We start from the raw sequence: 12,452 nt of genomic DNA, 5'->3' as shown, positions 1-12,452 counted from the left end.
TCGGATCGCCCCTTCGGGCGACCCTTCTCTCACGGTCAAGCGTGAGCCGGCACCGGCAGCGGTGCTGCCAACAAGCGCTCGTCCAGCAAGCCCAGACCTTCCTGGAACAGCTGATTACTGCGCTCGGTATCACCCATCTGCGCCAGCAGCCGAGCCAGTTCTGCGCAGGCTTCCGGGTTGCGCTGCGCGCGCAGACTGCTTTCCAGATAATCCCGCGCCTTGCCCCACAGGCTGCTTTGCAGGCACAGGCGACCCAGGGTCAGCAACAGACTCGGGTCGGCTGGATGCTCCTTGAGCCAACCTTCAGCCAGTTGCAACTGACGCGCCGGATCACTGCCACGAACCAAACCATAGAGCCGCGCCAGGTGACTGTCGTAGTTGCGCTTGAGCGCAGTCCTCAAGACTTCTTCGGCCTCGACCTGCGCACCCAGCTGACGCAGTTGCTCGGCATAGGCGAGTACCAGTTGCGGCTCCTGGCGCTGGGCCGAACTCAACTGCTGCCAGGCTCGGTTGAGCGTTTGCAAGCCGACGGTTCCGTCTGCTTCCTGATGCGCCGCCAGAGACAGGTTCTTGCCCCAGGCGCGACGCTCCAGTTCGGCCAATTCAGCGGCTGGCAGGACCTTGTCCTTGCGCAACTCCGGTAACAGGCGAATCAGGGCCGGCCAGTCGCCCCGCTGCTGATGCAGGCGCTGCAACTGGCGCAGGGTCTGGACGTTATGAGGGTGGCGTTCATGCATCGCTTGCAGGGTCGCGAGGGCGCCTTCGGTGTCGCCGCGATCGGTCTGCAATTGAGCATGGCTCAAGGCAATTGCCAACTCGGCCTGGGGCTGTCGCTCCAGCGCACGCTCCAGCAGGTTGTCGCTTTCCTCGTAATGACCTTGTTCGTTCGCGGCTCGGGCAGCGCCGAGGTAGTACAGCAGCGGCTGGCGCTCGGCTTCCGCCGCCCGGGACAGATGACGCTGCGCGCTGGCCCAGCGACCTTCAGCCAGATCCAGTTGACCATGCTCGATCGCAACCTGCACCCGACGACTGCGATTGCGCCGTGACCACGGGTTGACCACGCCACTGGACGTCGTTACCAACTCGACCAACGCCTTGATGCCCCAGAACAGCAGCCAAAGGACGGCCACCAAAGCCAGCGTTGCCCAGAGGCTCGATTCGTATCTGAACGTCTTGTAAGCGATCAGCACGTAGCCGGAGTGCTCGGCAATCGCCAAGCCTAGCGCCGCCGTCGCAGCGATGACCAGAAACACGATCACATACAGGCGCTTCATGGCGTGGCCTCCTGCGCCGTGTTCGCGGCAGGTTTGGCCATTGGCTTGACCGAGTCTTCGGCATTCACGTTACGCCGTTCCAGATAAGCCTGAACCGCACTCAGTGTGCCAGTCAGATCCGGGGTGACCACGGTGACGGGCTGCTTGCTCAACTCGGCCACCTGTTCAAGCATCACTTTGCTCTGCGGATTGTCCGGGTTGAAATTGCCCTTGAGCACATCGCGCGCTTCGTCCAGTGCCTGGGAATACACCGCCGCCTGCCCATTGAGCGCGGCCCATTGCGCTTGCTCGAGTGTCAGGCTCAGGGCCAGTCGCACCTGGCTCAGGCTCTGCCCGGCCAGTAACGGGCGGACGTTTTTATCGGCGTTGAAATCGATGCGGATGTAGCGCGAAATCTGATCCCACCACTGGGCCCAACGGCTGGCGCCGTCGCCATCGGCGGTCAGGCCGAGCAACGATTCGCCGCGATCCTTGTACTCGGGCGCCAGTTCGGTCAGGCCGATCACCTGCTCACGCAAGGCCCCCAACCGCAGGAACAACCCAGTGCGATCCGGTTGCTCGGTGCTGCGCAAGGCCACCAGGGTTTTGGCCACTTGCTCGCGCGCGGCGAAGGCTCCGGGATCATTTTGTTCGCGCAGAATTTCATCGGCGCCCTGCACCAGGGCCTGGGCGCTGCTGATGTCCTGCAAGGCAGACAATCGCAAACTGGCCAGACGCAGCAAGTGCTCGGCCTCGGCCAGGCGCCAATCCTTGCGGCTGGCACCGAGAACGGTTTCCAGACGCTGGTTCAGACGCTGCTGATCACCCTGCAGCTGAATCACCAGGCGACTGCGCTCCTCCAGCACATCGGCGCCCGGCATCTGTTCCAGGCGCGCGCTCAGGCGCTGTTCATTGAGCTTCAGGCTTTGCGCCTCATCACTCAACGCCTGCACCTGACTCAGCTGTTGTTGGTTAGTCGATTGCAGGTGACGCACCTGCCAGACTCCCCAACCACCCACCGCGACACCGGCAGCGCCCAACAACAGCGCGACAATCGCCAGCCCATTGCCTCGGCGCTGCTCTGCCGCAGGTGGTGGTGTTTCAACCGGTGCATCGAGCACTGGCCGGACGTCATCTTTAGGCAAGGCTGTTTCGCTCACGTATCCATCCTTTGCATTAGAGAACGGGCACGGGGTGCTCCCGTAACGCCGTCAGCAAAGCCGCGGCACTGGCGCCGCAGCAATCCACAACTGTCAGGGCCCCGGCGGCATGTGCCAGCTCGGCAACCCTGGGGCTTGGTACAAACAACGGCAACCGCGCCAACCGTGGCCAGGCATCGCCAGCCAATTGATGCAGGTGCTCAAAACCCTGTCCACTGCTGACCACCAGCCCGTTCAGGCGTTCCGCTTCGATCTGCCGTGGCAACGCGGCCGGCAGGTAGTGCGGCAGTTCGCGACGGTACAGTTCCAGATACTCGACACTAGCACCTCGCTCGCGCAGGCGCTCTGCCAGTAACTCGCGACCACCCTCCCCGCGCATGATCAGCACGCGCGGTTCAGGCCCGGCGATGGCCTCGCGCAATGCCTCAAGTTCAAGCAAGGCTTCACTGTCATCGCCCTGCGCCGGACAGCTCACATCCAGGCCACGATCGGCAAGAATCTGCGCCGTCGCCGCGCCGACGCTGAACCATTTCACTCGCGGCAAGGGCGAGCAAAACCGGTCGATCAACTCGATGCCGATTCGAGCAGCGGGCTTGCTGACCACGATCACAGCGCTGTAGCGATCCAGTTCCTGGAGCACCTGGCGCATTGTGTCAGAGGCAGGAATCGGCGCTATGTCCAAAAGCGGCAAGCTGCTGCTGAAAATCCCCTGTTCGGCCAGGAGACTGCTCAGCGCCGCCGACTCATCCGCCGGACGCGTCAACAGCAGGCGCCAGCCCGTCACTCGTGACCTGCCTCGCCATAGACCGCTTTGAGAATCTCGTTGGCGCCCTGGCTCAACAGGTCTTCGGCCACTTGCACACCCAGGGCCTCGGCCTCGCCTCGGGGCGCGCGGGCTTCAGCACTGAGCAGCAGACCGCCATTCGGATCGCCCACCAGGCCACGCAACCAGATCTGCTCGCCTTCAAGCACCGCATAGCAGGCAATCGGAACCTGGCAGCCACCATTGAGGTGTTTGTTGAGGGAGCGTTCGGCGGTGACGCGGGTGGCGGTGTCCTGGTGATGCAGCGGCGCCAGCAATGCGTGAATTTCACTGTCTGCACTGCGGCACTCGATGCCCACGGCGCCCTGTCCACCAGCAGGCAGGCTGTCGTCGACACTGATGGCCGACGTGATGCGATCTTCAAAGCCCAAGCGAATCAACCCGGCGGATGCAAGGATGATGGCGTCGTATTCACCGGCATCAAGCTTGGCCAGGCGAGTGTTGACGTTGCCGCGCAGGAAGCGGATTTCCAGATCAGGTCGACGGGTCAGCAATTGGGCCTGACGGCGCAGGCTCGACGTGCCGACGATACTGCCTTCAGGCAGCTCGTCCAGGCTGGCATAGGTATTGGAGACGAATGCATCGCGCGGGTCTTCACGCTCGCAGATACAGAACAGGCCGAGACCTTCGGGGAAGTCCATCGGCACGTCTTTCATGGAATGCACGGCGATGTCGGCTTCGTTTTCCAGCAACGCGGTTTCCAGCTCCTTGACGAACAGGCCCTTGCCGCCGATTTTCGACAGTGGTGAATCAAGCAGCTTGTCACCACGACTGACCATGGGGACCAACGTCACGAGCAGACCGGGATGGGCCTCTTCCAGACGGGCTTTGACATATTCGGCCTGCCACAGGGCGAGAGCACTTTTGCGGGTGGCGATGCGGATCTGGCGAGAGGACATGGATCAATCCGTACTGAAAAGATACGGCGGATAATAACAGCTCAGCCAAATCCACTTTGACTTGTATCAGAAACTACTCGGCCTCCCTGGCCCCGGATGTCCGGCAATCGGGTGTGGAAATTCGCCTGCGACCAGCGAATCAAAGCTGTTGCATCATCTTCCGCACGCCCGCCACGTGGCGCCGACTGACGATCAAGGCGTCACCGTTCAGGCCTTTGAGGAACAGCTGAAAATGCCCGAGTGGCGTTCGTTGCAACCGTTCGATGCGATCGCGAGCGACCAGTGCGTTACGGTGGATCCGCACAAAGCGGTCACCGAACTCGTCCTCGAGGGCCTTGAGCGGCTCATCCAGCAGCACTTCGCCGCTCTCGTGGCGCAAGGTCACGTATTTGTGATCGGCAATGAAGTAGACCACCTGATTCAGCGGGATCAGCTCGATCCCTTTACGGGTTCGGGCGCTGATGTGGCTGCGTGGACCATTGCCACTTTCGGCGGCCGGGCGGGTCAGGGCCGCGAGTTGAACACGATTGGGTCGCTCGGCTTTCTTTAAGGCGTCATGTAGATGTTCGGTTCGCACAGGTTTCACCAGATAGCCTACGGCGCTGGCCTGTAAGGCTTCCACGGCAAATTCATCGGGCCCTGTGCAAAACACCACGGCGGGCGGGGTTTCGCGTTCGCACAATCGCGCGGCCACTTGCAGGCCATCAAGGCCTGGCATGCGGATATCGAGCAGCACGATATCCGGCTTGTGGCTGTCGATCAGTGCCAACGCCTCTTCGCCGTTCGTGGCGCTGGGCTCCAGGACACTGTATCCCTCGAGTTCGCCAACCATTCGGCTCAGGCGCTCGCGGGCTAGGGGGTCGTCATCAACGATCAGGACATTCATATTGCGCTGGATTCCTGCGTGAGTCTCGCACAAGGATAGCGTAGACAGGGTAAGTGACGTCCGTCACCGCGATCCACGCTAAGACTAGCGCGAGCGTCAAAAAGTGCCGCGAGACCGACGGCTAAATTTTCATCCGCCGGGCAATTGGCGGCCCAGGCTCGCATTGGCGACACAGCGCCACAGGGTTTGCTGATACGCAATCTGAACACCCCCTCTTCATATAGTCCACTTGCGCACCGAGAAGTGCACCAACCCTACTGTCCAACTGTAGACGGTTGCCGAGACGATAGAGCTCAAATGAAAAATATCGTTGAGCGAATTGCACAAGACTTGCCCCGGACGCGCGCGGGCCATGAAAAAACCAGGCGACCAGTGTCAGCGACAGCAATGGCAACCCTGTTATTATCCGCGCCAGCTTTCAACGCCATCTTTCTTCAGCCGATACGAGCGAATTCATGAGCACTGACAAGACCAATCAGTCCTGGGGCGGCCGCTTCAGTGAACCCGTCGACGCCTTCGTCGCCCGCTTCACCGCCTCCGTCACCTTCGACCAGCGCCTGTATCGCCACGACATCATGGGCTCGATCGCCCACGCCACCATGCTGGCCAAGGTCGGCGTGCTCACCGATGCCGAGCGCGACAGCATCATCGATGGATTGAAGACCATCCAGGGTGAAATCGAGGCCGGCCAGTTCGACTGGCGCATCGACCTCGAAGACGTGCACATGAACATCGAGGCGCGCCTGACCGACCGCATCGGCGTGACCGGCAAAAAGCTGCACACCGGACGCAGCCGTAACGATCAGGTTGCCACCGACATCCGCCTGTGGCTGCGTGACGAAATCGACCTGATTCTGGGCGAAATCACCCGCCTGCAAAAAGGCTTGCTGGAACAGGCCGAGCGCGAAGCGGGCAGCATCATGCCCGGCTTCACCCACCTGCAGACCGCACAGCCCGTCACCTTCGGGCACCACATGCTGGCCTGGTTCGAAATGCTCAGCCGCGACTACGAGCGCCTGGTCGACTGCCGCAAGCGTACCAATCGCATGCCGTTGGGCAGCGCCGCGCTGGCCGGCACCACCTACCCGATCGACCGTGAATACACTGCCCAATTGCTGGGTTTCGACGCGGTGGGCGGCAACTCGCTGGACAACGTGTCCGATCGTGACTTCGCTATCGAATTCTGCTCGGCCGCCAGCATCGCGATGATGCACCTGTCGCGCTTCTCCGAAGAGCTGGTGCTGTGGACCAGTGCGCAATTCCAGTTCATCGATCTGCCAGACCGTTTCTGCACCGGCAGTTCGATCATGCCGCAAAAGAAAAATCCGGACGTGCCGGAACTGGTGCGCGGCAAGAGCGGCCGTGTCTTCGGTGCATTGATGGGCCTGCTGACCTTGATGAAGGGCCAGCCCCTGGCCTACAACAAGGACAACCAGGAAGACAAGGAACCGCTGTTCGACGCCGCCGACACCCTGCGCGACTCGCTGCGGGCGTTCGCCGACATGATTCCGGCGATCAAACCCAAGCACGCGATAATGCGCGAAGCGGCATTGCGTGGTTTCTCCACCGCCACCGACCTGGCCGACTACCTGGTACGCCGTGGCCTGCCGTTCCGTGATTGCCATGAAATCGTTGGCCATGCGGTGAAATACGGCGTGGACAGCGGCAAGGACCTGGCGGAAATGAGCCTGGAAGAACTGCGCAAGTTCAGCGACCAGATCGATCAGGACGTATTCGCCGTACTGACCCTGGAAGGCTCGGTCAACGCCCGTAATCACATCGGCGGCACAGCGCCGGCGCAAGTGAAGGCAGCCGTGGTTCGCGGCCAGGCGTTGCTCGCCAGCCGCTAAATCGCCAAAAGCATCGCGAGCAGGCTCGCTCCCACATTGATCGGCGGGAGACACAAAATTTGTGTCTGCCGCATACCTCCTGTGGGAGCGAGCCTGCTCGCGATGCGATCGTAAGAGCGCTACAAAACTACTTCCTGGACGCGACCATCGCCATAAACGCTGGCATCGCCGCGTCCTTGTCCGCCGCGATCCGCTGCACATTCGGATTCTGCTCCAGACGCTCCAGCAGCGCCTTGGCCTGCGGCACTTCAGCCAACAGATCAATCCCGAACAGTTTGTACGCCACGCCACACGCCAGCGGTACGCTGTACAGGAAATACAAATCCGCCACGCTCAAGCTGTCGCCCGCTACATAAGGGGCGAATTTGCCGTGCCGGCCCAGGGCCGCCATTCCCAGCAGCAACTCGGCTTTGGTCTTTTCCTTGATCGCGTCGGGCACGGTCATGCCGAAAAACGCTTCGGCGAAACAGGCACGCGCCGGCAGTTCGATGTACAACTCGATTTCCCTGGCCAGCGCCAACACTTGCGCGCGCTCGAATGGACCGCTCGGCAGCAGGGGCCGGCCTTGCTGGGTCTGCTCGATGTACTCGAGAATCACGCTGGTTTCGTTGATGAAGCCCTGCTCGACCTGCAACACCGGCACCTTGCCGCGCGGGCTGATGGCCAGCGCCTCGGGGCTGGTGCCGCCGTAGAACGGCACCTCCTCGAAGGGCAGGCCTTTTTCCAGCAGCGCCAGTTTGACCATGTTGTAGTAGTTGCTGACTGAAAATCCATAAAGCTTGATCATCACAGAGCCTCCAGGCCGTGCGGGGTGGGCAGTGCCTGTTTATAGATTGCTCGAGGCTTTCTTGCCAGCAGCATCACGCGGCTGAATGCGGGTAAACTGGCCGCCTTAACTTGAGGAGCCTGCCATGAGCGAGCCAACAGACATCGATAGCGACGAAGAAGAGTTCACCGAAAACACCCTGATCGAAGCCATCGAAAACCAGATCGAAAGCGAAAATCCGCCGGCAGCCAAGGCGACCTTCAACAAGCTGACGCTGGTGGGTTACGAGAAGGAAGAAATTCTCAATCTGATGGCTCATGTTTTGGCCGTGGAAATCGACGCAATCCTCGAAGAAGACCGCGCGTTCGACACCGAATGGTACGAAGCGGCACTGCGTGCGCTGCCCGAGTTGCCCCCGGAAAAGAAATAACCCCTTCCCCCTGCAGGAGCGAGCCCGTTCGCGAAAAACCCGAGGGCACCGCGGCGCGTCAGGTTTCCAGCGTCATCGTTGACGACCATCGTCGGAACGCCGCCCGGAGTAGCTCGCCCCTGCAGGTCCCGAAAACGGGGAATGCTCACCATCATGAAAAAACCCTGTCGCGAGGGCTGGACATGCCGCACGAGTGGGATCACCTTAGGGGCGCTGTCGTCTAATTCCTAGAAAGTCTGGAGTCCTTATGTCGCTTACCCCTGAGCTGGTTGCCGAACTGGAAATCCTTGCACTCTTCAACCTGGACAGTTCCCAGGAAGGTTTGAAAATTCATCAAACCGCTGCCCCCAAAGCCATTGCCGCTGCCCAACGCCTGTTTGAAAAAGAACTGATCGACCAACCCGATGGCGGTTACCTGACCAGCCTGGGTCGTGATGCCGCGCAAAACATACAAACCGTTCTGACCATCCTGCGCGTCCGGGAAACAGCCTGAATTGCACCGTATCGCCCACGGAAACCTCCACCACGGGATTTCCGCGGGCAAACTCTTTTTCGGCAGTCGCCACGCGATAAAAATCTGACGCCAGAAATACAAAATCAGCTTAAACGCCCTGGGGCCGAGGCGCTAAACTGCCCCTCATCCGAAGAGCCCCACATCCGAGCCCTGTGAGCCGGTTTGAGCTGACATGACCCGCACCCATGAAATCCGCCCCGATCTGGACGAGGGAATCGACCGCAAGGTTCTCAGCCAACTGCGCGCGCGGTTTCTGAAGCTCAATGAGGGCCGCATGGCTCGCGCCATGGAGGGGTTGTCGACCCGCCAGCAAGGGGTGCTCAACCTTCTTCCGCTGTTTTTTCACGTCAATCATCCGCTGTTGCCCGGTTACGTTTCCGGCAGCACACCGGCCGGGCTGTCGAATTTCGAGCCGGATGCCAATGCCCTGGCCGAAGCTCAACGCCTGACCCGCTCGTTTTCCTATAAGCCGCGCCACGGTAGCAATCCGCCGCGCCCGATTCACGGCCTGTTCCTGATGGGCAGCCTCGGCACGCTGGCCCAGGCCGATCAGAGCGATATGGACGTGTGGGTCTGCCACAGTCCGGATTTGAACGAGCAGGAACTCGCCGAGCTGCGCAAGAAATGCCAATTGCTCGAAGCCTGGGCCGACAGCCAGGGCGCCGAAGCGCACTTTTTCCTGATCGACCCGGCTCGCTTCGTGCGCGGCGAGCGCGATAGCCAATTGAGCTCGGAAGACTGTGGCACCACCCAACACTATTTGCTGCTGGACGAGTTTTACCGCACCGCGATCTGGCTGGCCGGACGCACACCGATCTGGTGGCTGGTACCGGTCTATGAAGAGGCGAGTTACGACCGCTATACCCATACGCTGATTTCCAAACGCTTCATCCGTGCCGACGAAACCCTCGACCTGGGGCACCTGGCCTATATTCCGCCCGGCGAATTTATCGGTGCCGGACTCTGGCAACTGTTCAAGGGCATCGAGTCGCCCTACAAATCGGTGCTCAAGCTGCTGCTGACCGAGGTTTACGCCAGCGAACACCCCAGGGTCCAGTGCCTGAGCCTGCGCTTCAAGCAGGCCGTATTCGCCAATCGGCTCGACCTCGATGAGCTGGACCCGTACGTCGTGGTTTATCGGCGCATCGAGGAATACCTCATCGCCCGCAACGAACCCGAGCGCCTGGAAGTGGTGCGTCGCGCGCTGTACCTGAAGGTCAATCGCAAACTCACCGGCAGCAGCGGTCGAACCCAGAACTGGCAACGTTCGCTGCTGGAACGGTTGGCCCACGAATGGCAATGGGACCCACGGCAATTGGCGCTGCTCGATAGCCGCAGTCAGTGGAAAGTCCGCCAGGTCGGCTCGGAGCGCCGGGCACTGGTCAACGAGCTGAACTACAGCTACCGCTTCCTGACCCAATTTGCCCGCAACGACCAAACCGCCAGCCTGATCAACAAACGCGACCTCAGCGTGCTGGGCCGACGTCTGTATGCCGCCTTCGAGCGCAAGGCAGGCAAGGTCGAATTCATCAACCCGGGCATCGCTCCTGACCTGGCTGAAGACACCCTGACGCTGGTATACGCATCGAGCAAAAAGGGGTCGGAGCCAAGCCAGTGGGGTTTGTATAACGGCAGCCTGGCCGCCCTTGAGTGGGAACACTTCGCCCCGATCAAGCGCAGCCGTCAATTACTTGAACTGCTGACCTGGTGCCACCGCAACGGCGTGATCGACAGCAGCACCCGTCTGGCCCTGCATCCCGGAAGCAGCGACCTGAGCGAGTTCGAACTGTTCAACCTGCTGGGCAGCCTGCAACAGAGCATTCGCCTGCCGCTACAGACCGTCGCCGAAGAACCGTTGCTGCGCGCCAGCGTGCCCAGCGAGGTGCTGATCCTGGTGAACGTCGGCGTCGACCCGCTCAAGCACCATCGCGACCTGAACATCCTGATGACCACCGAGCGCACCGACTCCCTGAGCTATGCCGGCGTCAGGGAAAATCTGGTGCTGACCCTGGATCAAGTCACGCTCAATAGCTGGAACGAAGTCCTGGTCAGTCGCTTCGACGGCCCTCACGCCCTGCTCGACTGCCTGCGCGACTACCTCAACAATCTGCCCAACGGACCGCTGCAGCCCCGATTGCGAGTGCAGTGCTTCTGCCACAACCGCGCGCAATTCATCGCCCAGCGCGTCGAAGAGATCCTCGACACGGCGCAGAACCTGCTGCTGAGCAACCTCAATTACCGCTACGTGATTCAGGTCCAGCAGCATTACCACGTACTTGAGCTGATACCCGGCCAAGTCAATCACGTCACCCTGGCCTCATTGCCTGCGCTGTTCGATTACCTGAGCGAAGACCTGGCCAGCTACAGCCCGCTGCACCTCGATCACAAGGCCCTGGAAGACCACAACCTGGCGCTGCTCTTGCCCATGGGGCAGCCCGACTGCATCCAGGTGTTCTACCGGATCAACGAAGACCAGGCCGATCTGTACGTACTCGATGAATTCAATGCCTTGTGGCATCAGCGCTTGCCGTGGCACGACGAGCAAAGCCTGCTGATGCCGCTGCAACGGTTCCTCCAGTCGATCCTGTACCGGCGCGACACCTTGCTGCCAATGGACGCGGCCCACCCCCCGAGCCTGGACACTCTGTATTACCGGCTGCTGCCTTCCAGTGCGGGGCGGGCGCGCAGGGTCGAACCCCGACCGGCACCGCAAACCGCCGCCAACAAACCGTTCTATGACGTACAGGCGATCGTCGGCAAAGCGGTACCGGGCAAGGTACAGGTCACGTTGTATTGCAATCAGCGGGAGTTTTCAGAACTGGAGCATGGCGACCAACTGTTCAGCGTGGTCGCCCGGGAAATCATCGAACAGCGCCGCGAAACCGAGCGCTATCGCTGCTACATCACCGACCTTGACCTGACAGGCCTGCTCGGTGATGGGCAGAGTTCAAGCAATTTGTATCTGCGTTACAAGGCCGACCTGGAGCACGCACTGAACGAGGCGCTCGAACAGGCCTGACAGGTTTCACTCGGGGAAGGCGCCGCCATTGGCTGGCTGCGATTCGACTTCCAGCAGGGTCAGTTTCAGGGTCTTGCCACCCGGCGCCGGCCAGTCGATGTGCTGACCAACCTTCAGGCCGAGCAGCGCACTGCCCACTGGCGCCAGGATCGAAATCCGGCCTTCGTCGGCGTTGGCATCCTTCGGATAAACCAGGGTCAGGTGATAATCCTTGCCACTGCTCTCTTCACGGCAGTGCACGCGGGAATTCATGGTCACGACATCGGCCGGCACTTCTTCGTGGCTGACCAATGTATCGGCGCGATCCAGTTCGGTTTGCAGCGCGATAACGCCCGGCAGCGTGTCATCCAGGCTGTCGATCAGACGCTCCAGACGCTGTACGTCCAGACGGGTAAGGGTGATGGAAGGTGCGGTCATGATCAGGGCAGACTCCTTTCTTCTGCACGAAAAAAGCAAAACCCCGCCAGAAAAAGGCGGGGTTTTCACAAGCCTCGATGAGTTGAGGCGTACCCGGACACTAACACAGCTCAAAAAATATACAAGCCAGAACCGGACAGCACGCAACCCTGCAGGCGCCGGCTTGCCGGCGATAAGATCTGAAGGGGGACGACCGCCATCGCTGTCAGGCCAGCGCCTACAGAGACCGGCGTTTCAGAGCCTGTTCGCAAATCACCCGGCGCCGCTCGTCATCCGCCGAGCGCCATTCGCGGATGTCTTCGACGTGGCGGAAACAGCCGAGGCAGACTTTTTGCTCATCCAGCCGGCACACGCCACTGCACGGCGATGGCACCGCCGGGCTGATATTGCTGTAGAGCGGCTTGGGCGGACGTACCGGCGCAGACTGTGTCACGT

12 protein-coding genes are annotated in these 12,452 nt (G+C 61.0%); 4 read left to right on the top strand and 8 right to left on the bottom strand.

Features of this window, described 5'->3' with window-relative positions; genetic code table 11:
* Positions 1-35: 35 nt before the first annotated feature.
* The 5 genes from JQF37_RS11995 to JQF37_RS11975 form a co-directional block, all read right to left on the bottom strand.
* Positions 36-1,274: a heme biosynthesis protein HemY gene (locus JQF37_RS11995; RefSeq protein WP_130205654.1), complete on the bottom strand. Its 1,239-nt coding sequence runs from the start codon at positions 1,272-1,274 to the stop codon at positions 36-38.
* Complete coding sequence (locus tag JQF37_RS11990) at positions 1,271-2,413, bottom strand: uroporphyrinogen-III C-methyltransferase (protein ID WP_130205652.1); 1,143 nt, start codon at positions 2,411-2,413, stop codon at positions 1,271-1,273. The genes JQF37_RS11995 and JQF37_RS11990 overlap by 4 nt, the downstream gene beginning before the upstream one ends.
* Before the next feature lie 16 nt (positions 2,414-2,429).
* On the bottom strand, positions 2,430-3,197 hold the full coding sequence (locus JQF37_RS11985) for a uroporphyrinogen-III synthase (RefSeq protein ID WP_130205650.1): 768 nt from the start codon (positions 3,195-3,197) through the stop codon (positions 2,430-2,432).
* On the bottom strand, positions 3,194-4,135 hold the full coding sequence (gene hemC, locus JQF37_RS11980) for a hydroxymethylbilane synthase (RefSeq protein ID WP_047534915.1): 942 nt from the start codon (positions 4,133-4,135) through the stop codon (positions 3,194-3,196). Before hemC ends, JQF37_RS11985 begins: the two co-directional genes overlap by 4 nt.
* A gap of 139 nt (positions 4,136-4,274) precedes the next feature.
* Entirely contained in the window at positions 4,275-5,021 is a 747-nt protein-coding gene (locus tag JQF37_RS11975; protein ID WP_047534918.1) for a LytTR family DNA-binding domain-containing protein, read from the bottom strand.
* A gap of 455 nt (positions 5,022-5,476) precedes the next feature.
* Between JQF37_RS11975 and argH the strand changes: the two genes are divergently transcribed.
* On the top strand, positions 5,477-6,871 hold the full coding sequence (gene argH, locus JQF37_RS11970) for an argininosuccinate lyase (RefSeq protein WP_130205648.1): 1,395 nt from the start codon (positions 5,477-5,479) through the stop codon (positions 6,869-6,871).
* A gap of 127 nt (positions 6,872-6,998) precedes the next feature.
* Here argH and JQF37_RS11965 read toward each other — a convergent pair whose 3' ends face one another.
* Positions 6,999-7,658: a glutathione S-transferase gene (locus JQF37_RS11965; RefSeq protein ID WP_130205646.1), complete on the bottom strand. Its 660-nt coding sequence runs from the start codon at positions 7,656-7,658 to the stop codon at positions 6,999-7,001.
* Between the two features lie 124 nt (positions 7,659-7,782).
* Here JQF37_RS11965 and JQF37_RS11960 point away from each other — a divergent pair, with 124 nt between their 5' ends.
* From JQF37_RS11960 to JQF37_RS11950, 3 genes are all read left to right on the top strand, one after another.
* On the top strand, positions 7,783-8,067 hold the full coding sequence (locus tag JQF37_RS11960) for a hypothetical protein (RefSeq protein ID WP_090326520.1): 285 nt from the start codon (positions 7,783-7,785) through the stop codon (positions 8,065-8,067).
* Between the two features lie 247 nt (positions 8,068-8,314).
* Positions 8,315-8,560, top strand: a complete 246-nt coding sequence (locus JQF37_RS11955) for a TIGR02647 family protein (protein ID WP_103402917.1) — start codon at positions 8,315-8,317, stop codon at positions 8,558-8,560.
* A 193-nt stretch (positions 8,561-8,753) separates the two neighbouring features.
* Positions 8,754-11,600, top strand: coding sequence for a class I adenylate cyclase (locus tag JQF37_RS11950; RefSeq protein WP_130205644.1), 2,847 nt, complete (start codon positions 8,754-8,756; stop codon positions 11,598-11,600).
* A gap of 6 nt (positions 11,601-11,606) precedes the next feature.
* Here JQF37_RS11950 and rnk read toward each other — a convergent pair whose 3' ends face one another.
* Both rnk and JQF37_RS11940 read right to left on the bottom strand, forming a co-directional pair.
* Positions 11,607-12,017 (bottom strand): nucleoside diphosphate kinase regulator, encoded by a 411-nt coding sequence (gene rnk, locus JQF37_RS11945; RefSeq protein ID WP_047534936.1) that lies wholly within the window; start codon positions 12,015-12,017, stop codon positions 11,607-11,609.
* Between the two features lie 217 nt (positions 12,018-12,234).
* Entirely contained in the window at positions 12,235-12,450 is a 216-nt protein-coding gene (locus JQF37_RS11940) for a DUF1289 domain-containing protein (RefSeq protein ID WP_081997964.1), read from the bottom strand.
* Positions 12,451-12,452 lie beyond the last annotated feature (2 nt).

The sequence above is a fragment of the Pseudomonas sp. MIL9 genome, from assembly GCF_016887925.1.
GTDB lineage: Bacteria > Pseudomonadota > Gammaproteobacteria > Pseudomonadales > Pseudomonadaceae > Aquipseudomonas > Aquipseudomonas mohnii.
This window is presented reverse-complemented; position numbering and strand designations above follow the sequence as displayed.

What these genes read in the sequence shown, in the direction of transcription:
- rnk (WP_047534936.1), bottom strand. Translation starts at nt 12,017, where the DNA reads ATGACCGCACCTTCCATCACCCTTACCCGTCTGGACGTACAGCGTCTG.
- JQF37_RS11965 (WP_130205646.1), bottom strand. Translation starts at nt 7,658, where the DNA reads ATGATCAAGCTTTATGGATTTTCAGTCAGCAACTACTACAACATGGTC.
- JQF37_RS11960 (WP_090326520.1), top strand. Translation starts at nt 7,783, where the DNA reads ATGAGCGAGCCAACAGACATCGATAGCGACGAAGAAGAGTTCACCGAA.
- JQF37_RS11975 (WP_047534918.1), bottom strand. Translation starts at nt 5,021, where the DNA reads ATGAATGTCCTGATCGTTGATGACGACCCCCTAGCCCGCGAGCGCCTG.
- JQF37_RS11955 (WP_103402917.1), top strand. Translation starts at nt 8,315, where the DNA reads ATGTCGCTTACCCCTGAGCTGGTTGCCGAACTGGAAATCCTTGCACTC.
- hemC (WP_047534915.1), bottom strand. Translation starts at nt 4,135, where the DNA reads ATGTCCTCTCGCCAGATCCGCATCGCCACCCGCAAAAGTGCTCTCGCC.
- argH (WP_130205648.1), top strand. Translation starts at nt 5,477, where the DNA reads ATGAGCACTGACAAGACCAATCAGTCCTGGGGCGGCCGCTTCAGTGAA.
- JQF37_RS11950 (WP_130205644.1), top strand. Translation starts at nt 8,754, where the DNA reads ATGACCCGCACCCATGAAATCCGCCCCGATCTGGACGAGGGAATCGAC.
- JQF37_RS11995 (WP_130205654.1), bottom strand. Translation starts at nt 1,274, where the DNA reads ATGAAGCGCCTGTATGTGATCGTGTTTCTGGTCATCGCTGCGACGGCG.